The sequence below is a fragment of the Microvirga sp. P5_D2 genome (assembly GCF_054049475.1).
Map to the genome: position 1 here is coordinate 35317 of NZ_JBFUMH010000016.1, position 21923 is coordinate 57239.

Here is a 21923-nt window from a genome sequence, read left to right on the forward strand (position 1 = left end):
TCTATACGATCTGAGGCTGACAGAATTCCTGGAGCGCCCGCGACTCAGCACGAATTCGGATCGTCAGCACGGTGGCGTTCAGGACGGAAAATAGAAGGGCATACCAGGCCAGCCCGAAGGCAAGGGGCAGAACGGCGACCTCTGCGGCGACGACGATATAGTTGGGATGATTCATGAACCGATAGGGGCCGGTGCGGACCAGCGGCGCCTTTGGCAAGACGATGATGCGCGTCGTCCAGCGCTCCCCAAGGGATGCCAGGACCCAGAGACGGGCCGCCTGAAGGACGACGTACGCCGCGGCCCATCCGAGCGCCRGGGGCCGGTCCCAGGCGAGGCCCCAGAGGCCGAGGAGCCAAGCTGCGTGCACGAGGACGATCAGCCCATAGTGTCCCGCCGCGATCTCGATGGCCCCACGCGCTTTGAGCCGTCGCGTGTTGCGCCGCGCCCAGGCCAGCTCGCCAATCCTTTGCAGCGTGACCAGGATCAGGAGAGCGAGGCCGGCGCTCATGAGCGACGTTCTAGGGCAAGACAGGATGCGGTGAAGCCCGGCCCCATGGCGATCAGGAGGCAGCGCTGGGGCAGACCCGCGCGGAGAACCCTCTCCAGCACAAACAGGACCGTCGGGGCGGACATGTTGCCATGCGTGGCGAGGACATCCCGCTCATGGTCGAGGGTGCCCTGGTCGAGATGGAGCACATGTTCGAGCGCCGCAATGATTTTCGGCCCTCCGGGATGGCACACGAACCGGTCGATGGACGATGGCGGAATCCCGAGCCGGTCCAGAATTCCCGCAACGGCAGGTCCGAGATGGATCTCGGCAAAGGGCGGCAGCGCCCGCGCAAGGACAACGCCGAACCCGTCCGGGTCGATGTCCCACCCCATGATGTCGAGCGTATCGTGCCAGGTATGCTCGCCGGAGCCTTGTGCCGTGGCGAAGCCGCCGTCTCCTGCCCGGATGACGAGGGCTGCCGCGCCATCGGCGAACAGGGCCGTAGACACCACGTTGGCGGCAGTCAGCTTGTCGGGCCTGACGGCCAGGGTCGACAACTCGACCGTCACGAACAAAACGATGGCTCCGGGAGACGCTGCTGCGAGGCGCGTGGCGAGCGCCAGCCCGGTCACGCCTCCGGCGCAGCCGAGACCGAAGAGAGGAATGCGCGCCACATCCTCACGAAAGCCGAGGCGATCCAGCAGATACGCGTCGAGGCTGGGCGTCGCGATCCCGGTGGAGGAGGCGGTGATGACCATATCGACATCGGAGCCGTCCAATCCGGCGGCGGCCAGGGCCTTACGGGCTGCCTCCTCGAACAGATCGGCCGCGCACTGCAGGTAGACCTCCGTTCGATCGGGCCAGCCATGCGGCTCCAGGTACCATTCGAGCGGTCGCGCGGCATATCGCTGAACGACCCCGGCCGTTTGAAAAACCTGCTCGACCTTATCAAAATCGCCGAACTGATCGCCGAAAACCTGGCGCGCAGCCGTTGCGATATCCTTCTGGGTCAGGATATGGGGCGGAACGGCGGTCGCGAGCGACAGGAGGGCTGGACGGTGTGCCATAGGGCGTTCTCGCGCCTCAGGGAATGATCCCAGGAAGCAAAGTAAGCGCACTTGCAAATCATACCGGGTGTCGGTTCGCTTGTCAGCGCGCATAGTAGCGCGCCTTGGCGGGCTTGGATCTCGGCATAGCCATTGTTGTAGAGCAGGATGCGCTCCGGTCCCCAGACGATAAACATGGGCTGGATGGAGCCGAGCATCACGCTGACAAGGGTCTTGAGGGCCTGCGACCACCCCTCAGGTTGGCCGAGTGGCGTCGTGGCCCAGTCGTGAGCGCGGATGCGGACGCCCATCTCCCGCCGCCTGCGAGGAAGTTGCGCTTCGTGTTCGATCCGAGGGTGTCGTGCATAGTGTCCATTCTGCTCATCTAGGCGTCATTGCATCGGCGCTGCTGCAATCGCGCAGAGCGTTGTGGAATCCAGAACAGGGGGTCGAGACGACACCGAAACCATTTCAACCCGAAGCCATTAAAGTCGAACTAGGAAGAAACTCTGCTTAATGGTCACTGAATGCCGAGAACTGATTGGATACCGTCGCTCCACTTGAGAGGTCGCAAGATACGGGCGTGGGATATTCCCACGGCTGCCTACACTGGTGCCAAGCTTGGCATCCTCCTTGCTCTTGCTCACAATCTTTACCACTTCGCCTATGATGGTGACCTTGAGCCGGCCTTTCTAACCCATAGGCTGGTTGAGCTGGTCGGCTTTCCATGTACCGGCCTGATCCTGGCGGGTTCTGCCGCGGCCGTGTCCAACTGGCGCAAGGTTCCGCAAGAGAGTGGCCGGGGTCCAGGGTTGCCGGACCGGGAACCACAATCAGTGTGACCGTAGCTGGTTTTCCGCTTCAGGAAGTCGACACCGGTAACGGGCAATGACAAGTCTTGATCGCTGGCAGCAAACGTGCGGATTTGGTAGGCTCTTATCGGTGAAGCCTGGCCGCATCTTCCCAAAACAGCGCCATATTCTGCTTCAGGATCGCTCCTTGGGTATCATGGTGACCCGCGTTCTCACTACGTACTACTTTACCGTGTCACTGGGAATTCCTCTTGCACTGACCTCCGGGTTTCCATGACGCTATCTGACTGGAAACAAAGCCACTCGGATTTGGCCTGCCGAAGAGATGGCCTTGGCCTTGGTCACACCCGTGTGCCTCTAAGAAACGGGCTTGAGCCGTCGTTTCAACCCCTTCAGCAACAGTTGTAAGACCAAGGTTCCTGCCGAGAGTAAGAACAGACGATATGATCGCCGTGTTCGCTGGACTAGAAGCGAGATCTTGGACAAAGGAACGATCTATCTTGATGGTGTTCACCGGAAACTGCTTCAGATGTGAAAGGGAGGCGTATCCGGTGCCGAAGTCATCCAAGGCGATCCTGATGCCCTCTGTAGTGAGCGTTCGCAACGCCTGCTCGACGTATTCAGCTCCCCGGCCCAGAAACACCGTCTCGGTGACCTCCACTTCAAGATAGCGAGTCGGAATGCCTGCCAATCTGAGCCGCTCTAGCAAGTGCTCTGCAAAATGACCGCTGCGGAATTCGGCTGCCGAGACATTGACTGCCACATGACCGAACTCGAGCCCTGCGTCCAGCCACTGGCGCATATCGCTGATGATGCTCTCCTGCATATGCTGACCCATGACGATGGCCAAGCGTGGATCATCGAACGCGGCTTGAATCATTGATGGCAGTTCTAGACCACCGCGAGGGTTGCGCCACCGGAGCAGAGCTTCGAGCCCTGCAAGCTGCCCTGTGCCCAGCATCACCTTGGGCTGGTAGAAGGGTTCGATCCGGCGCTCCTCGGTTGCTATACGCGCATGGTTCAGCATGGAGGCTCTGCGCTGAGCGTCAGCGCGCATTTCGGCCTTGAACAACATAGCCTTGCCGCGACCGGCGGACTTGGCCGCGTAGAGCGCCATGTCAGCCTGCTTCAAGAGGTCAGTCGCTGCACTTCCATGACCGGGCCAGAGGCTGGCTCCGATACTAGCGCGACAATCGAGGATACTTCCGGCATAGGAAAATGGCTTTTCAAGACAGCTGATGATGCCTTCGGCGATACGGTTTAGTTCCTGTTCACCGTCGATCTCGGGCAAAATAACGGCGAACTCGTCCCCAGCAATGCGAGAGACCGTGTCCCCGCTACGAACCGATATCTGAAGCCTTCGCGCCATCTCCACGATGAGAGCGTCGCCGGCACCATGCCCGAGTGTGTCGTTCACACGCTTGAGGTGATCGACATCGAGGAACAGCAAGCCAACATTCCGGCCTGAATTGGCGTTCTGCCCAATCGCATCGTCAAACCGTTCGTTGAACAGCGCTCTATTGGGTAACTGAGTCAGAGCATCGTGGTGAGCCACCCAGCGGAAGCGTTCCTCCGCCTGCTTCTGTTCGGTTAGATCGCCAACGAACCCCTCCAAGGAAATGGCCTCACCAGCCTCGTTGTAGACGAATTGACCCCGGTCCAGCACCCAACGGATATCGCCCGATCGTGTAACAATCCGGTACACTGCTGAGAAGAGGCCTCGGTCCTTACGTGCTTGAGATATGACCCTTTCGAACTCTTCAAGGTCATCCGGATGGACAATATCAGCCCAATCAAGAGTTCCGCCATCGAAATCAGCGATACGGTATCCGGTCAGGGCTTCGGTGCCCTTACTGAGCAATGTTGTGGGCCAAGGCGCATCCGGGTGAGCCACATAGACGAGACCGGGCAAACTGTTGATGAGGGCTGTGAGCTTGCGCCTGCTTTCGTGCAACGATTCTTCCGCTTGGATCCGTTCCGTCAGATCGCGTGAGACACCGATGATGCCAATGATTTCGCCACCCCTGCGCCAAGGCACCTTTACTGTCTGGAACCGGCGAGGCTCCCCGCAGATCAGGATTGTCTCCTCAACTCGGGACGTTTCGCCAGTCGTGAGGACAAATTCGTCCGCATGCTTGTAGCCCTCGGCCAAATCAGGGGAGTAGAGGTCTTCAACGCGCTTGCCCAGGAGCGAAGTGCCGCCGGCAATATGCTGATTGATGAAGACGAAGCGGCCCTCACGGTCCGTGACGAAGACCAAGTCCTCGACGCTGTCGATCACCGTTTGCAGGAGCTTATGACCCTCATAGGCTCTCTCTTCGGCCAGCTTTCGGTTCTTGATGTTGCAAAAGCAGATAGCCAATCCGTTTTCAACCGGGACTGCATGAATCTCGCACCACGTCGACAGGGGTGGATAGTAGGTTTCGATGGTCGCTGGAAAACCCTCGCTCATGACTTGACGACAATGGGTTCCGAGCGCCGAGTCCGCGGTCTCTGGGAAGACTTCCCAAAGTTTGGCACCTAAGAGATTGCGTCCGCAGGCAATTTCGGCAACGGCACGCTTGTTTAGAAAGGAGAACCGCCACTGCCGGTCGACGATGAGGACGCAATCCGTCGCGGCTTCCAGAAATTTCAAAAAGTGCTGAGGAATGCCGTGATCTGCAACTTCCTTGGTCATTACGCTCCACTATTGCAGGAATTTCTTTCTCAAGGAAAAATCGACTAATGGGATCACCGAAACCACGTCACCAAAGCAGTTGTGTATTTCCATCCTCCAGCCTTGCCACTCATCCGAGAATACCGAGGCCTCAGCCCTCAGTTCCTCGATAGCCTTGTTGGCATAGATTATGGCTGTGTCGATGTCCGCCAGCTCAAGACCATCCTGGTCACGGATGATCCGGTCTCCATCGGTGAGATTGAAGTAGTAGCGAGAGCACATCAAACGGATCTATAAGCCCAGACGTGCTGCGGTGGCCCATGCCGATTTACACGGGCCTCGCTCGGAGCAATCGCCCGCCAGATCGACCGAATCTGCGGAGCATTTGAACGGCTTGCTTGGCTTCAGTCTTGCAAGGTCATCCAGAACGCGCATGGGCTACAACTCTGAATAGCTTGGCCGAATTTTCCCTCGGCGCAAAGCAGAAATAATCCTGATACTATACCTATGGGAACCTATCACGGATCGGCTGAGACGGTACTGGTTCTCGGCTATTTCGACACGGGGCGGAGATCGAGACGATGGAAACGCTTTTCTCGACGAGCAAGGTTCACCCGCGCGACCGGTTCGATTACTGGCATAGTGTTGCATGTAAGAATCTGATTGCTCATGCCTCCGAGCCTGAGTGCCGGCACACATTCCAGGCGGAGATACAATCCGGTGCTCTGGCAGATCTTGGCCTCGTTCTGTTCGAGAACTCACCCATGAGGGTTTCTCACACACAGCATCACTGTGCGCAGATGCGGAGTGATGACCTGTTTGTCTGCCGCTCGATCTCAGGACAACTCGTCTTGGAGCAGGCTGGCCGCGAGGTTGTCATGGAAGCAGGCGACATGACACTTCTCGATCCGCATTTACCCTATGAAGGGAAGTTCTCAGGGGGCACGAAGTTGCTGGTTCTCAAGGTGCATCGGCATGCGCTGGAGGCCCGTGTTGGTAAGACGGCTGACATGATCATGCGCTCCATGAAACCAACCGAGGCAGAACATAGCCTCGCCTCGGGATTTCTGGGGATGCTGCCGGCTCATACAGGTCAATTGGGCAGAGCGGCTGCCGAGATGGTCAAAACACAGACACTCGATCTCGTGGCCGTTTCACTGGCGAAGACGCGTGAGGGGCCAAGGCCGTATCTTTCGTCGGCTCGAACATGCGCTCTGTTGCACGTACAGGCCGCAATCGAAGCTCGTCTCAACGATCCTGCGCTTGACGCGGACGCTATTGCCGCCGCCGCCGGGGTGAGCGTGCGTTACGCGAACGTGCTGCTGGCGCAGGAAGGAACCTCGATTGTCCGGCTCATCCAGTCGCGGCGGCTGGACCGCTGCCACAGGGCCCTAAACGACCCGCTCCAGTTTCATCGCAGTGTCAGCGAGATCGCGTCCGCGTGGGGCTTCGTGGACATGACCCATTTCAGCCGCCGCTTCAAGGCAGCCTATGGTATTCTCCCAAGTGAGTTCCGCAGACGCTCGAAGCAGGACTGAAGACGTTCATGCAACGCCACGATGGATTGCGTCGAAGCCAAGGTCGGTCAGTTCGATCGTCGACGCGTCGGGCGTGGTCACATACCCGAGATGGGTCAATTCGGACACAGCCACGGCGACAGCAGGATCCGTGCCGAAGTGCGCATCCAATGTTGCCATTGTTATGCGAGCGCCGGGTTTTCGGTGTGTCTCACGAAAGAACTTGAGGATCTCGCAGGCCATCTCGCTGAGCTGCATTCTCGCCTCCGTCGGATCAGCTCCTGCTATTCGGCCACGTGTAGGCGGGACCGGGGATCGTTCGGGCTGTTCTTCGATCCTAAACCGCTCATTGCAGCATCGATCTCCTCCATGCTGTAGGCCATGGAGGGTGCAAGGTTCGTGATGTGATGGTCCCATTGCATTCGGCAGGAGATGTAGGCCTCGGCACCGGCCTGCCCGTCAGCCGTGATCTCGATCCCCGCCTGCCGAAGCCGAAGCAGGGCAGCGCGGTAGCGTGCTCGCCAGCGGTCTCGGGTCTGCAGGTCCGGTTGGGTCTCCCGGTCCGACGCGCCATGGGGGAGAAAGGTGTTCTCCAGGGTAGTGACCAGCATCATTGACGCTTCCCATAGCTGTGTGACGGCTCCTGCCTCCTTCAGCCAGCGGTACTTCTGATCATCCAGGGCGCTCTTGATCAGGCTCACCGTGTCCAACGCGACCAGCGTGGATCGGGATACCGAGTGGTATGGATCGCTGAAGCGGAAATAGAACAGCACTGGATAGAAATGGTGTGCTTCCTTGGCCTGGGTCATCTCAACGCCAAGTTCCGACAGGTTCGTGTAGCCGCCACTGAACTGCCCCTCAGGTCCGAGACGTGCCAGCAATTCGGCGGCATCGCCTGTGCACCCTGAAAGGAAATGGATATTCATGGCCAGCACGTTGCGCCGCTGGAGCGCTGTATAGACCTGCATCAGGTAGGTCAGCGTCAGCGACATCACCGACATGCCGATCAGCGAGTTGAACAGGAAGAGCAGCCGCGTGGGGCTCGTGTGCGGGGTGAAGTCGCTCGCCCCGACAATCGCCATGCTGGTCCCCCCGGCATACATCGCGGTGACGAAGTCAGTGGGCGTCTCGCCATTGGTGGCGCGGATGGACGTGCCGAGTTCCGAGTGCATGATCAAAGCTGCCCCGAGCGTCAGCCCGAGAGCCCAGACCCCAACCAGCAGCACGAGGATGACCGGACCGCAGAAGGACAGAACGGCGCCTTGTCTGGTGCCAAGAACCTTTGAGGCTGTGACGAAGGAGGCCCAGACCAGCCGCCCGACCCTGGATCCGATGATGCTTGTGCCGATCCGGGCGTAGAGCACGGTCAGAAAGATATCGAGCAAGATGATCAGGATCAGCAGTATTCCAAGGCCCTGCTCCAGTCGCCCCATCATGGCAGTCTCCTGTCATCCAAGCTGATCCGTCAGGGTCGTTGGGGCTGCCCGGCCGAGCCGGTTGCCTCCCCGTTCTGTCCAGGCTCGATGCGCCACAGCTGCGTCTCAAGGCGCGGGCCGCTCTCAGGCTTGAACCAGCTCATGTCCTGGATGCGGGAACTGGTGACGTAGATGGTTCCGTCGGGTCCCTCCGAGAATGTATCGGGCCAGCGCAGCCGCTTGTCCTGTACGAGGGTGGTGATGCGATCCCCCTCACGGACCTTCACTGCATCCTGCTCAATCGCGCTCAGATAAAGCCGCCCGCGCCCGTCGATCCAAAGACCGTCCGTCGGCTCGGCTTCGGCGACACGCTCCACACGAGCTTCGAGGTCCTTCTGAGACAAACGCGGGTTCTCCAAGGCATCCGTCGCGATGCGATAGAGGGTCCGGCCGGTCAGGGCTTTCCAATAGAGCGTGCGCCCATCGGGAGAGAGCGCAATGCTGTCGGCGGCAAATTCGACCCCGCGCCCGTCGGGCCGGCGCAACTCCTGCCCGTCCGTCTTCACCACCACATCCTTTTCCGGCTGGGTGCTCGGGTGGCCGTCAAGGACGCGTCGAGCCTTGCCGTTCTGTAGATCCACAACAACGAGAGCACCCTTGGCCCCGGCATCGGTCAGGTAGGCATGTCGCCCATCCGGCGAAAACCGTACATCGTTCAGGTAGCTGCCCTGAGGTGCGACCGTCTCGTCGAAGCGGATCACCTGCACGACTTTGTTCGCCTTCAGGTCGATCCTGACGAGCTTGGGCCCACCCTGCACAACGGGTGCCGTGGCTGGCGCGGCCGGATCGACGACCCAGAGATTGCCATGCGCATCGGCCACAACGCTCTGGACGCACACGAAGTGATCCCCGGCTGACATCTGGTTCTTCCTGGCATTGCGCCAGGAATTCCACTCGTCATCCGGGTAAGGTTTGATCTGGCCGTCGCGCGTCACCTCGGCAACCGAGATCGGTGCATCCTCCGTCCACCGCGGGAAGTTGACGAAGACGCGTCCATCCTTCGAAACGGTCACTCCGGTCACTTGGTGTTCAAAACTGGCGACCTGCTGCAGTTGCGCTGTACCCTGCGATGGTGCTGCACTCTGCTGTGCCATGGATGTGGTGGCCAGGAGCGTTCCGAAAAGCAGGGTCACTGTTGTGCGCCTGAGCATGTTCACCTCCATCGCATAGTAATGATCGTGTGGGATACGGCTGCCCTTCACAGCGTGAACGCCGCTCGAGCGCAGCCGTATCGTCGCTCAGTCAGTGAGGACGTGCCCTCTCTTGCGGTGCACGATCGGACACCGCTGCAAGGGCAGGTGCGGCCCGCATGTCCGGCGGCACCTGGAAGTCCTTGGCAGCGCCTCGCGCCGCCTGGACACCCTGCGGGAAGCCTGCCCGATTCCTGTAGGAGCGTGGCCGGCCACGGGGGCGGCTGTGGCGGGCCGTGACCCCCTGCGCACCAATGATGTCGAGCAACGTCACCCCCAGCACCACCGCAAGAGCAATCCCAACATTGTCGCGCTTCGGATTGTCATGCCGCATGGCCGTCATCAGGGTGGCGATGTCGAGCCCGTCTCCAGCCACCCGGCTCCACAATCCAAGGTGCTTGTCGGGGGAGAGCGAGACGATGCCGTGCCCGAGTTCGCGGACGCCATAGGCCCGCACAAGGGCTTCCTTGCCCTCCATGCCAAGCGCCCGGGTGAAGCGCTCCGGCGCGACCAGCTCCGCTACGCCCAGACCGATGCTGTACCAACCCAACGCTTTGGCCATGCGGTCAGCGGCCCCCAGCGAGCTGGGACCGGAGTGGAGAACCTTCGGGTCGCCCTTGGACCGGGCGATGTTCGAGATGTAGTAAGTCATGTTTTCTCTCCCAGGTCTTTAGGGCTTCAAAACCACCTTGATGCAGCTGTCCTGCTTGTCGCGGAACACCTTGTACATCTCGGGCCCCTCATCGAGGCTGACCGTGTGGGTGATGACAAACGATGGGTCGATCTGCCCCTCCTCGATGCGGCGCAGAAGGTCATCGGTCCAACGGTTGACATGCGTCTGGCCCGCCCGGATGGTCAGACCCTTATTCATCAGCTGACCCATCGGGATCTTGTCGACCAACCCGCCATAGACACCCGGGATCGAAATCACCCCGGCCGGGCGGCAGACGTAGATCATCTCGCGGAGGATGTGCGGCCGGTCGCTTTCGGCTCCCAGCATCTGCTTGGCGCGGTCGTAGACCGTATCCGGCATGGAGGGCGAGACATGGGATTCCAACCCGACGGCGTCGATGCACTTCTCCGGGCCCTCGCCGCCGGTGAGCTCGTTCAGACGCTCGACCACGCTCTCCTCGTCGAAGTTGATGGTGATGGCACCGCCGGCTTCCGCCATTTCCAGGCGCTCCGGCAAATGATCGATGGCGATCACCTGCTTGGCGCCGAGGAGGACGGCGCTGCGGATCGCCATCTGACCGACGGGACCGCAGCCCCAGATCGCCACCGTGTCCGTCGGCTGGATGTCGCACTGGACGGCGGCCTGCCAGCCGGTCGGGAAGATGTCACCGAGGAAGAGAACCTTCTCGTCGGGGATACCATCCGGCACCTTGATGTGGGTCGCATCGGCAAAGGGAACGCGGAGATATTCGGCCTGACCGCCAGGATAGCCGCCGGTCAGATGCGTGTAGCCGAACAAACCTGCGGTCGCGTGACCGAATACCTTGTCAGCGAGATCCTTCTTGCGGTTGGTGGTCTGGCACACCGAGAAATTGCCGCGTTTGCACTGATCGCACTCGCCGCAGATGATCGTGAACGGGACAACGATGCGGTCCCCCTTTTTGAGCTTGCTCCTCGCTTCGGGCCCGACCTCAACGACCTCTCCCATCATCTCGTGCCCCATGACATCGCCGGGCAGCATGGCTGGAATGAAATTATGGAACAGATGAAGATCCGAGCCACAGATAGCGCAGCTCGTCACCTTAATAATGGCGTCGCGCGGCTGCTCGAGTTCGGGGTCAGTGACGGTATCGCACCGGATGTCTTCCTTGCCGTGCCAAACGAGGGCTCGCATGCCTTCCTCCTCCTCTTGTCCAACGAAGATGCAGAGGCTCCTGCGTCCGGAAATCGTTATGGCAGGGGGCAGATCTCTGCGGGGATGGTCGTCAGGGCTCGTGGCTTTTGAACGTCTGCGCTTTCGGAAAGTGCTGCGGATAAATCCTGAGGGACATTCCGCTTTATTTTGATGCAGCGCGGTAGTCCGCTCTGCCGACCTATAGCCAGAACAGCAATTGAGCGGGATATTCCTGCTGGGCGATTAGGTTTCGTGCGTGTCTGACCCCTGAGGCATCTTCAGCCCTGGGCTGGGCGACTGGAACCCCGCGGAGGTTGCGACCAGCACGGCTTGTGACAGGGTCTGTGCGCCAAGCCGCTGCATAACATGGGCCCGATGTGTCTCTACCGTTCGAGGGCTGAGACCGATGTCCCGTCCAATTTCCTTGTTGGTCTTGCCGGCCAATAAACCTGCCAGGACTTCGCGCTCCCGTTCCGACATCTCGGCAACCCGAAGCCGCGCCCGGCCTGCCTCCTGGTTTTGCTCATCCTCCTCATGGGTGCTGGCTGCGGCCGACGCCACTGCGGCCAGAAGCTGGTTCGAGTCATACGGGACCGGCAGGAAGTCCACGGCTCCAGCTTTCATCACCTGCACCCCAAAGGTCACGTCGCCTTTGGCGTCGCCCAGAACAATGACCGGCAGACCGATGCGCCGGGCCTTGAGCTCCCTCGGAATAACCAGACCACCAGCGCCAGACCGGCAAATGTCGAGAACCACGCACCCGGCTGCGAGAGCCGGGGCCGCCTCCAGGAAGGATTTGCCAGACGAAAACACTCTGACCCTGTAGCCGGCGTCGCGAAGTAAATGGGACAGACCTCGGTGGGTGGTCTCTTCGGCATCGACAACATACACAAAACGCCCATCATGGCGCGTGATGTCCTGTGCAATGCCGCCGGCTCGGCGGATCTGGCCCTGCGCGTCGCGAATGGGGAAAAAGGTGTTGCGCATCCAACGCACGACCCCATCCTGCCGGATGATGCGAAACTCCTCGGTGCCGATTTCGCCCAGTCTGACGCGTTCAAGCGCGCCTCGCGCGCGTTCTCGGTCATCCGGATGGAGGAAGCGGCTCCAACGGCTGGGATCGCCGAGCACTCCCTCCTGCGGCTCGCCCCAAACGGCTTCGAAAGCGGGGCTCAGGTATTCGAGGTTCATCGTCTCGAAGTTCAGGATCCAAAGTGTGTTGCTCGAGTTCTCGGCGAACTGCCGGAAGCGCTCTTCGCTCTCACGCAGAGCGGTTTCGGCCCGCTTGCGTTCCGTGATGTCCAGGGCGGCTCCAATGAACGCAACGGGACAGCCATTCTCGAAAGTGGTTCGGCCCTGGGTGGAAACCCAGCGCTCGACCCCATCCCCGATCCCGATGACGCGATAGTCGATGTGGTAGACACCATCACCTGTGGGATCGACGCAATGGGCGAGCGCGACTTCAACCTGAGCGCGATCCTCGGGATGCATGCCGGATAGAAATACCTCCTCGTCGACATGAGCATCAGGCGGCAGCCCCCACATCGCCTTGAGCCGGGCATCCCAGTTCAGTGCTCCCGTGACCGGATTCCAGGTGTATGGCGACAGGCCGACAAGCTCGATGGCAGCCTGGATCAGCGCCTGGCTTTCGCGCAACGCCTGCTCCGTCCGCTTCTCCCGCTCGACGACCTGCACCACGAAGACTGCGCCCAGACTCTCCTGAGCGGTCTTGCGGAAGGGCGCAGCGCTCACCCGCGTCCAGATCTCCTGACCATTGGGGAGTGTGACGAGGAAGTCGACACCTGGAACAACGGTCTCACCCCGCAGCGCCCGCGCGCTCGGATAGTCGGAGGGGCTGAGACGCTGGCCCTCAGGGGTGTAGCCCCGCCAGCGCTCGCCTTGCAGGGGATCTCTGGAGGGGATTTTATCAAGGGCGTACTGCTTGAGGATCTGGTTGCTCAGGACGATGTTTCCCTCCGGGTCGACGAGACCCACACCAACCGGCAATTGCTCCAGAATGGCTGCAAGCTTGTTCTCGCTTTCGCGCAGGGCTGACTCGACCCGGACGCGCTCGGTGGTCTCGTGGATCGTACACAGCACCCCGCCAACCCCGCCCGTCTCATCACGAATGGGGCTGTAGGAGAACGAGAACCATGTTGCCTCGGGATAGCCGCGGCGCATAAGCGTCAGCGGCAGGTCCTCGAAGTAGCTGGCCTGGCCTTGCATGGCCCGCTTGGTGATCGGACCGATGGTGTCCCATACCTCCGACCAGACCTCGGGGAACGGCTGCCCGAGGCCGTTCGGTTTGTCACCCATGATCGGAATGTAGGCGTCATTGTAGAAGCTCGTCAGTTCCGGTCCCCAGGCCAAGTAGGTGGGGAAGGCGGAGCTCAGCATGATGCTCAAGGCGGTGCGGAGCGACTGCGGCCAAGTCTCTGCTGATCCGAGGGGCGTGGCAGCCCAGTCGTGGGTCCGCACGCATTCACTCATGATGCCGCCGTTGGGAAAGCCTTCCGCCGTGCTCATTTCATTCCTCTTGGAAACACATCATGAGGGGCCTTCCGACAGAACTTTACGGTTGTTAGGGCGGCTTGCCAAACGGGACTGCGGCTACGCGTCTTTCCCGGCCAATCCTGCCCACACCTGCTCTGTGATGTAAGGGTGGGCTGATGGAGGTCGGCCCGCGCGTTTGGTTCGAAGCCACGTACCTTTCCTCAGGAATCGACCGGTATGCGTATAAGCCCTCGCAACTGCTACCCTCCATGAATCGCGCTGTAGCAATGTGCTGCGGCGAGCGTCTGCTGAAATGACAGAACGCCCGTCCAGGGCGCGGGATAGCCAGCATGGAGGCATGCCATGGCAGACGGATTGTGTGACATTTGTGGTGTCCGGCCTGCGACCGTTCGAGCGCAGGTGGTCAGCAACGGCCAGCGCCAGACCATGGAGCTCTGCGACGTCGATTACCGGCGTTTGGCGCGGCAGCAGCGGTCAAGCTCACCGCTGGAGTCCCTCTTCGGTGGACGGGGCGGCCTGTTCGATGACTTTTTCTCCGATGATTTCTTCGGCGGCAACCCATTGGCAGACACGCGCAATGAGTCTGAGGCGGCTCCTGACATTAGAGATAAATCCTCGTCAGTCCCAATCAGGTCCGGGCGTGGACGCACCCGCGGCCGCGGCGCGGCAGCAGGCGTGGCGGACCGTCTGAGCGAGCATGCTGAGGAGATCCTTCAATCGGCCGCCCGGCGTGCCGGCGAATTCGGCCGCCGCGAGGTTGACACCGAACATCTCCTGCTCGCTCTGACCGAAAGTGACGTCGTCCGCACCATCCTCGACCAGTTCAAGGTCTCGCTCGATGACCTGCGCAACCAGATCGTCCAGGAAAGCCCCCGGGGCGATTTCAATCCGGAGGAAGGCGGTGAAATCGGCGTCTCGCCCCGGGTGAAGAGCGCCCTCTCGCGCGCCTTCGCGGTCTCCGGCGAGTTCGGCCACTCCTATGTCGGCCCCGAGCACCTGCTCATCGGCTTGGCCGAGGAGGGGGAAGGCATCGCACCCGATGTCCTGAACCGCTATGGCCTCACCCCTCAGGCCATCCGCCAACAGGTCACCAAGGTGGTCGGCCGCGGGGCCGAGGAAGGGCGGGTCGACACGCCCACCAACACTCCCAATCTCGACAAATATTCACGCGATCTCACCAAGCTCGCCCGCGAGGGCAAGCTCGATCCGGTGATCGGCCGCGCCAAGGAGATCGAGACCACCATCGAGGTGCTGGCCCGACGCAAGAAGAACAACCCGGTCCTCATCGGCGAGCCGGGTGTCGGCAAGACCGCCATCGTCGAAGGCCTCGCCCAGCGCATCGTTGGGGGCGAGGTGCCGGAGAGCCTGCGCGACAAGCGCCTCGTTGAACTCTCGATCAACTCCATGGTGGCCGGCTCCAAGTATCGGGGCGAGTTCGAGGAGCGCGTCCAGCAGATCCTCAAGGAGGTTACCGAGCGTGAGGATGAGCTGGTCCTGTTCATCGACGAGATCCACACCATCGTGGGCGCAGGCCAGGGCGGCGGCGAAGGCGGGCTCGACATCGCCAACGTGTTCAAGCCGGCGCTCGCCCGCGGCGAGCTCAACCTGATCGGCGCGACGACGCTCAACGAGTACCAGAAATATATCGAGAAGGATGCCGCCCTGGAGCGCCGTTTCCAGCCGGTCTTCGTGCCCGAGCCGACGGTCGCCCAGACCATCATGATCCTGCGCGGCCTGCGCGATACCCTCGAGGCACACCACAAGGTCACGATCACGGACGAGGCCGTCATCGCGGCAGCGGAACTGTCCGACCGCTACATCACCGGACGCTTCCTGCCCGACAAGGCCATTGATCTGATCGACCAGGCCGCCGCCCGGGTGAAGATCTCGGCCACCGCCCGGCCCGTGGACGTGCAGGAAATGGAAGCCGAGGTGCGCCAGCTCAAGCGCGAGCAGGATTACGCCTCCTCCCGCAAGCACTTCGACCGCGCCTCGGAAATCCAGGCCCGGCACGATGCCCGCAACAAGGATCTGCAGGGCGCAAACGAACGGTGGCGGCGTGAACGCGGCTCGGCCTCGACCGAAGTGCGCACGGAGCATATCGCACAGGTGGTGTCCAAGCTCACCGGCGTGCCGGTCAACGAACTCACGACCGAGGAGCGCCAGCGCCTCGTGAAGATGGAAGAGCGCCTGCACAAGCGCGTGATCGGTCAGGAGGAGGCGGTCAGCGCGGTCAGCGACGCCGTGCGTCTGGCGCGCGCTGGCCTGCGGGAGGGGCGCCGTCCCATCGCGACCTTCCTGTTCCTCGGCCCCACCGGCGTCGGCAAGACGGAGCTGGCGAAAGCTCTCGCCGAGACAGTCTTCGGCGAGGAGGACGCGATGATCCGCCTCGACATGTCGGAGTACATGGAGCGCCACGCGGTCGCCCGCCTTATCGGCGCGCCTCCCGGCTATGTCGGCTATGAGGAAGGCGGACAGCTTACCGAGCGCGTACGCCGGCGCCCCTACTCCGTCGTGCTGCTGGATGAGATCGAAAAGGCCCACCCGGATGTCTACAACGTGCTGCTGCAGGTGTTCGACGACGGGCGGCTCACCGACGGCAAGGGTCGCGTTGTGGACTTCACCAACACAATCCTGATCGCCACGTCGAACCTGGGCTCAGACATCATCCAGCGCCACCTCAACCTGCGCGGCACGGCCGAAGACGACCAGGCCCGTCTCAAGCGCGAGCTGATGGACGTGTTGCGCGGCCATTTCAGGCCGGAATTCATCAACCGCATCGACGAGATCATCGTCTTCCACGCCCTTGCCCGCAGCGAGATCCGCTCCATCGTCGACCTCCAGCTGGAGCGGGTGAAACGCACCGCCCATGGCCAAGGCGTCGAGCTTGACATCGACGGCAGCCTTGTCGACCACTTGGCGGCCGCCGGCTTCCGGCCGGAGTTCGGAGCCCGCGAACTGCGGCGCCTCATTCGCTCCGAGCTGGAGACCCAGCTTGCCCGCGCGATGCTGGCAAACGAGGTTCAGGAGGGTGACCGGGTGCTCGCGCGCTGGGACGGAAACCAGCAGAAGGTAGTGCTGGAGCCGCAACCCGCAGAAACGCAAGCTGCGGAGCCGGCTCGGGGCGGCACGAAGGACGAGCCTCGCAGCGCCGTCGAAGTCGAGCGGAAAGCACAGCGCGGAACGGGCAACGGGGGACGCACGGCTGCCGAGTAGGAGGCCGCAGTGGCCGAGCCCGGCAATAGGTCTGAAGCCGACCCAATCCGATCGGACTGGCACCAAGAGCAGTATTGCGTGCGGGGATTACCTTTGGCGACGGGATCACATGAGAGGAGATCATGTAATGGCAGGCAATCGAGCGGTCACATATATCGCGCCTCGCAAGCTTGAGGTGAAAAGCTACGATTATCCGAAGCTGGTCGGCCCCAAGGGGCAGAAGTGCGAGCACGGCGTCATTGTCAAGCTCATCACGACCAACATCTGCGGCAGCGATCTCCACATCTATCGCGGGCGTTTCCCGGCTCCCAGCGGCATGATCCTCGGGCACGAGAACACCGGCGAAGTCGTCGAGGTCGGCTCTCATGTGGAGTTCATCAAGAAGGGCGACATCGTATCGGTCCCGTTCAATGTCGCGTGCGGGAAGTGCCGCAACTGCAAGAACGGCCACACCGACACCTGCATGAATGCGAACGACGAGGTGGACTGCGGAGCCTATGGCTTCAATCTCGGCGGCTGGCAGGGCGGCCAGGCCGATTTCATGATGGTCCCTTGGGCCGACTTCCAGCTCCTGGCGTTCCCCGACAAGGACCAGGCGATGGAGAAGATCAGGGATCTGACGCTCCTCTCCGACATCCTGCCGACCGGCTTTCACGGCTGCTTCACGGCGGGCGTCAGGCCAGGGCACACAGTCTATATCGCCGGTGCGGGCCCGGTCGGCCGCTGCGCTGCTGCTTCAGCCCAGCTGCTCGGGGCGGCAGTGATCATTGTCGGCGACAACAACAAGGAGCGCCTCGCGCTGGTGAAGAACGCCGGCTACGAGACCGTCGACACGTCGAAACCCGAACCCGTAGCGGACCAGATCGAAGCGATTCTCGGGGAGCGGGAGGTTGATGCCGGCGTCGATGCGGTGGGCTGGGAATGCCACGGCTACGGCCCCGATGCTCCCGAGGACCCGACCGCGGTTCTCAACACCCTCTTCCAAGTAGTGCGCGCCAACGGCGCCATGGGCATTCCGGGCATCTATACGTATGGCGACTCCCAAGCCCGGAATGAGGAGGAGAAGCAGGGCAAATATCCCATCGCGTTCGGACAAGCGTGGATCAAGTCGCCTCACCTGACGGCCGGCCAGTGCCCTGTGATGCACTATCATCGCGAACTGATGATGGCGATCCTGAATGACCGGATGCCATACCTGACCCCGCTCCTGAACACCCAGTTCATCTCCCTCGATGAGGCAGTCGAGGCTTATCAGCAGTTCGATCAGGGCGCGCCCGTGAAGTACGTCATCGATCCGCACGGCAGCGTGCCGAAAGCTTCATAGCGGCAGTACTCTGTGTGTCAGAGTCGCGACCGATGCATCCAATAAATGGGCCCATTGTTGAGTGGGCCCATTTTTCGGCTGCTGGACTGCAACTGCTACCGTCCGAAGCAGCACGCGCAGCCTGCGGGATGGCGCATTAGGCTGCGTCCAGGGTCGTCCGCGACGAAGGTGCGATTCCGGACGGAAGCGGTGCCGGCGATCGTCGGTGCTTTCAGGATCGCGCGCGGCGCCGCAGCGCCGCAGATCGGACACAGGGACGAGTCGCTGAATTCCGCCATCGGCCGCAATACCGTGAACGGTCCGCATGCGTCACAGAGATATCCATAAAGCGGCATGGTCTTCGTCCCTCTCATGCAGTTTCCGTGCGAGCAAGAGGCGGTGCAATCTACAGTAACGGCGGGCAATTGCTGCGACAGGTCCGCCCGTGATCGATAGGCTCGCTTAACGCCGGACGCCCTGAACCAAGTCAGGCTGGCCACATCACGCGCAGGTCCCGGAAAACACATTGCCGATCACGGCTTTCCGCGATCAGACTGATGCAGACCAATGTACCATTCGCAGCCTTTCCTAGTCTACAACGGCGCGGCTCCACAGGGGTGTTGTCACGTCAACTAACGCCGGGTGCATTCAGGTATATGGAGTTGCCTAGCTGGTAAAGCAGCAGCGCCTGCCGCCCTTTATGCGAGCGATGCTCGACCGCCTGCATGATCTGGCGGTGGGCCAGAGCGCATGGGCAATGATCTGGAATGGGAATCGGTGGCGTTGGTAGCTGATGGGCTCGATCACGCCATCCCATCTACACACCTTGCCCTCGCTCCCGAGTTAATGTGACAACACCCTCAGATCTGCTAAAGGCAGCTCCGGATCACGCAAGTGCATACGCCAAATAGGGCGCCGTGCGGCTGCCCGATGTTCTTGCCACTTCGACTGGCGACCCCGATACAACCACCTGCCCACCCTCGTCGCCAGCTCCCGGACCGAGATCGATGACCCAGTCGCTTCTCGCCGCTACACGCATATCGTGCTCGACCACGATGACAGTGTTGCCGGCTTCGACGAGCCCATCGAGCTGGGAGATGAGCCTTTCCACATCGGCGGGATGCAATCCGGTCGTCGGTTCGTCGAGGACGTAGAGCGTATCGCCGCGCTGGATCCGTTGCAGCTCGGTCGCAAGCTTGATCCTCTGCGCCTCCCCTCCGGATAACTCGGTCGCAGGTTGGCCCAGCCGCAGATAGCCCAGACCCACCTCGCGCACGATCGTGAGGGACCGATGCAAAGGCGGCTCGTCGGCGAAAAACTCCCAGGCCGCATCGACTGTCATTGCGAGCACGTCGGCGATGGATTTGTCGCGGTACTTGATCTTCAGCGTGTCGGCATTGTACCGCGCTCCATGACAGGTCGGGCAGGGTGCATAGACGCTCGGCAGGAACAGCAGCTCGACCATCACGAAGCCTTCGCCCTCGCAATGCGGGCAGCGGCCCTTGGCGACGTTAAAGGAAAAGCGTCCCGCATCGTAGCGGCGGGCGCGGGCCTGTTTGGTTGCGGCAAACAGCTTGCGGACATGATCGAAAAGGCCGGTATAGGTTGCAAGGTTCGAACGCGGCGTGCGCCCGATCGGCTTCTGATCAACGCGCACCAAGCGCTTGATCCCTTCCATGCCACTGATGATCCGGCCTTCGCTGGTCATTGCCTCTGCCCGCTCAAGCTCCTCGCCCTCTTCCTCCTGCGCAGGGATATCGTGCCCCAGATGCTCCGCTACCAATTCGACCAGCGCCTGGCTGACCAAGCTCGACTTGCCCGAGCCGGATACGCCTGTCACGGTCGTGAACACGCCCAAGGGAAATGCGACGTCGAGCCCGTCCAGGTTGTTGCGTGTAACCCCGGAAAGGCGCAGCCAGCCATTCGGTGGACGCGCTTCCCGAGATGGGAGGGAGCTTTCGCCAAACAGGAAGCGCCGGGTCTGCGAGGCTTCGACCTGCCTGAGCCCGTCCGGCGGACCGCTATAGATCACGAAGCCTCCGTGCTCCCCCGCGCCAGGGCCAACATCGACGATCCAGTCGGCATGACGGATGACATCGAGATTGTGCTCGACCACGAACTGAGAATTCCCGGACGCCTTCAGTTGCCCGAGCGCCTTCAGCAGCGCCTCCGTATCCGCCGGATGAAGCCCGGCCGACGGCTCGTCGAGCACATAGACCACGCCGAAGAGATTGGAGCGCACCTGCGTGGCAAGCCGCAGCCGTTGGAGCTCGCCGGGCGAAAGCGTCGGGGTGCTGCGATCGACGGCAAGATAGCCGAGCCCGAGATCGAGCATGACGCTCAGCCGGGCGACGAGATCCTGCGCGATGCGCTGCGCGACCACCGCCTTTTCCGGATGCTCCGCCTCGATCTTTGCCATCCGCGGGGCCGTCGAGTCCGCGTAGGGGCGGAAGATGTCGGCAAGACGGATGAGCGGCAGACTGGAGATGTCGGCGATGTCCAGTCCTGCAAACTTGACGGATAGGGACTCGGGGCGCAGGCGCTTCCCGTGGCAGAGCGGGCATTCCGTGCTCACCATGTATTGTGACACCCGCCGCTTCATCAGCGGGCTCTGCGTATTGGCGAAGGTGTGCAGCACATGGCGCTTGGCGCTCGTGAACGTACCCTGATAGGCCGGTTCCTCCTTGCGCTTGAGCGCGCGCCGAACCTCCGGCTGCGTATATCCGGGATAGACGGGAACGGTCGGTTGCTCATCGGTGAAAAGCAGCCAGTTGCGATCCTTCTTGGGCAGATCCCGCCACGGACGATCCACGTCGAAGCCGAGCGTGGTCGCGATGTCGCGCAGGTTCTGGCCATGCCAGGCGGTCGGCCAAGCGGCAATCGCCCGCTCGCGGATGGTCAGCGAGTTGTCAGGTACCATCGATTGCTCGGTGACCTCATAGACCCGGCCCAGGCCATGGCATCGGGGACAGGCTCCCTCGGGGGTATTTGGTGAGAACGATTCCGCATAGAGGATCGATTGGCCGCGCGGATAGTCGCCGGCCCGGGAGTAAAGCATGCGCAGCAGGTTGGACAACGTTGTGACGCTGCCCACCGAGGAGCGCGTGGTCGGCGAACCGCGCTGCTGCTGAAGCGCGACGGCGGGCGGCAGACCATCGATGTCGTCCACATCGGGAACCGGCATCTGATGGAACAGCCGCCTCGCATAGGGTGATACTGACTCGAGATACCGCCGTTGTGCCTCGGCATAAAGGGTTCCGAAGGCCAGCGAAGATTTTCCAGAACCGGACACGCCTGTAAACACCACGAGGGCGTCGCGAGGAATGTCGAGATCGATGTTCTTGAGATTGTGCTCGCGAGCCCCGCGGACGCGGACAAACCCAGTTCCTTCCCGCACGGCCATCGGAGATCGAAGCTTGGTGTTCTCTGGCATTGCTTGGCTCAGCGAGATATCGGATCCGTGATTGATCTAGGGCGGTCCGACGCTCCCCGCCAGAGGAATGGTTTCCGCCTCCGCGTCGGGAACAGGCTTTGTCGTTGAACGCCAGGACTGTCATGGAGCCTGTGTTGCGCGCAAGGCATACGGTCCCGAACCGGCGAATGTCAGCTTCGGGTCTTGGTCGTGTCAAAACGCTTTCGCAAAAGACGGATTGCGGCTTTCCCCGCTCCAAGGCCCTTCACCATCATGGGCGAGCGCGGATTGGCTTATCGTCGATGGAATGAAGCTCCCATCGCCTCTGAAGCGAGGATCCGGCGTGTCACAGGCGTGATGACGCGGGCAGAACCCGCCCCTAAGTCCTGAGGGCGGCCATCAGCGGCTGAATACCCAGGATGTTCAGCACCCGAGTGAGATTGTAG

General features: G+C 61.6%; 16 protein-coding genes. 3 read left to right on the forward strand and 13 right to left on the reverse strand.

Going from position 1 to position 21923, the window contains the following annotated elements; all coding sequences use genetic code 11:
* Position 1 precedes the first annotated feature (1 nt).
* The 5 genes from ACXJKO_RS07680 to ACXJKO_RS07700 form a co-directional block, all read right to left on the reverse strand.
* On the reverse strand, positions 2-508 hold the full coding sequence (locus ACXJKO_RS07680) for an isoprenylcysteine carboxyl methyltransferase family protein (protein ID WP_457090494.1): 507 nt from the start codon (positions 506-508) through the stop codon (positions 2-4).
* Positions 505-1557, reverse strand: coding sequence for a type III polyketide synthase (locus ACXJKO_RS07685; RefSeq protein WP_457090495.1), 1053 nt, complete (start codon positions 1555-1557; stop codon positions 505-507). Before ACXJKO_RS07685 ends, ACXJKO_RS07680 begins: the two co-directional genes overlap by 4 nt.
* Positions 1500-1847 (reverse strand): hypothetical protein, encoded by a 348-nt coding sequence (locus ACXJKO_RS07690; RefSeq protein ID WP_457090496.1) that lies wholly within the window; start codon positions 1845-1847, stop codon positions 1500-1502. The genes ACXJKO_RS07685 and ACXJKO_RS07690 overlap by 58 nt, the downstream gene beginning before the upstream one ends.
* 736 nt (positions 1848-2583) lie before the next feature.
* Positions 2584-5025, reverse strand: a complete 2442-nt coding sequence (locus tag ACXJKO_RS07695; RefSeq protein WP_457090497.1) for a sensor domain-containing protein — start codon at positions 5023-5025, stop codon at positions 2584-2586.
* 9 nt (positions 5026-5034) lie between these two features.
* Positions 5035-5286, reverse strand: coding sequence for a DUF6894 family protein (locus ACXJKO_RS07700; RefSeq protein ID WP_457090498.1), 252 nt, complete (start codon positions 5284-5286; stop codon positions 5035-5037).
* A 299-nt stretch (positions 5287-5585) separates the two neighbouring features.
* Here ACXJKO_RS07700 and ACXJKO_RS07705 point away from each other — a divergent pair, with 299 nt between their 5' ends.
* On the forward strand, positions 5586-6542 hold the full coding sequence (locus tag ACXJKO_RS07705; RefSeq protein ID WP_457090499.1) for a helix-turn-helix domain-containing protein: 957 nt from the start codon (positions 5586-5588) through the stop codon (positions 6540-6542).
* A 6-nt stretch (positions 6543-6548) separates the two neighbouring features.
* Here ACXJKO_RS07705 and ACXJKO_RS07710 read toward each other — a convergent pair whose 3' ends face one another.
* The 6 genes from ACXJKO_RS07710 to ACXJKO_RS07735 form a co-directional block, all read right to left on the reverse strand.
* On the reverse strand, positions 6549-6779 hold the full coding sequence (locus ACXJKO_RS07710; protein ID WP_457090500.1) for a hypothetical protein: 231 nt from the start codon (positions 6777-6779) through the stop codon (positions 6549-6551).
* A 26-nt stretch (positions 6780-6805) separates the two neighbouring features.
* The gene (locus ACXJKO_RS07715; protein WP_457090501.1) at positions 6806-7957 is read right to left on the reverse strand and encodes a potassium channel family protein; all 1152 of its coding nucleotides are present in this window, start codon (positions 7955-7957) and stop codon (positions 6806-6808) included.
* Positions 7958-7986: 29 nt separating this feature from the next.
* Positions 7987-9147 (reverse strand): SMP-30/gluconolactonase/LRE family protein, encoded by a 1161-nt coding sequence (locus tag ACXJKO_RS07720; RefSeq protein WP_457090502.1) that lies wholly within the window; start codon positions 9145-9147, stop codon positions 7987-7989.
* Positions 9148-9238: 91 nt separating this feature from the next.
* Entirely contained in the window at positions 9239-9838 is a 600-nt protein-coding gene (locus tag ACXJKO_RS07725; RefSeq protein WP_457090503.1) for a hypothetical protein, read from the reverse strand.
* An 18-nt stretch (positions 9839-9856) separates the two neighbouring features.
* Entirely contained in the window at positions 9857-11032 is a 1176-nt protein-coding gene (locus tag ACXJKO_RS07730) for a zinc-dependent alcohol dehydrogenase (protein ID WP_457090504.1), read from the reverse strand.
* Between the two features lie 243 nt (positions 11033-11275).
* Positions 11276-13558, reverse strand: a complete 2283-nt coding sequence (locus ACXJKO_RS07735) for a PAS domain S-box protein (protein WP_457090505.1) — start codon at positions 13556-13558, stop codon at positions 11276-11278.
* A 330-nt stretch (positions 13559-13888) separates the two neighbouring features.
* Between ACXJKO_RS07735 and ACXJKO_RS07740 the strand changes: the two genes are divergently transcribed.
* Both ACXJKO_RS07740 and ACXJKO_RS07745 read left to right on the forward strand, forming a co-directional pair.
* The gene (locus ACXJKO_RS07740; protein WP_457090506.1) at positions 13889-16762 is read left to right on the forward strand and encodes an AAA family ATPase; all 2874 of its coding nucleotides are present in this window, start codon (positions 13889-13891) and stop codon (positions 16760-16762) included.
* A 127-nt stretch (positions 16763-16889) separates the two neighbouring features.
* Entirely contained in the window at positions 16890-18086 is a 1197-nt protein-coding gene (locus ACXJKO_RS07745; RefSeq protein ID WP_457090507.1) for a glutathione-independent formaldehyde dehydrogenase, read from the forward strand.
* A 95-nt stretch (positions 18087-18181) separates the two neighbouring features.
* Here the strand turns inward: ACXJKO_RS07745 and ACXJKO_RS07750 are convergent, their stop codons facing one another.
* Together ACXJKO_RS07750 and uvrA are read right to left on the reverse strand one after the other, a co-directional pair.
* Complete coding sequence (locus tag ACXJKO_RS07750) at positions 18182-18439, reverse strand: FmdB family zinc ribbon protein (RefSeq protein WP_457090508.1); 258 nt, start codon at positions 18437-18439, stop codon at positions 18182-18184.
* Between the two features lie 512 nt (positions 18440-18951).
* Positions 18952-21498: an excinuclease ABC subunit UvrA gene (gene uvrA / locus ACXJKO_RS07755; protein WP_457090509.1), complete on the reverse strand. Its 2547-nt coding sequence runs from the start codon at positions 21496-21498 to the stop codon at positions 18952-18954.
* Positions 21499-21923: the final 425 nt, after the last annotated feature.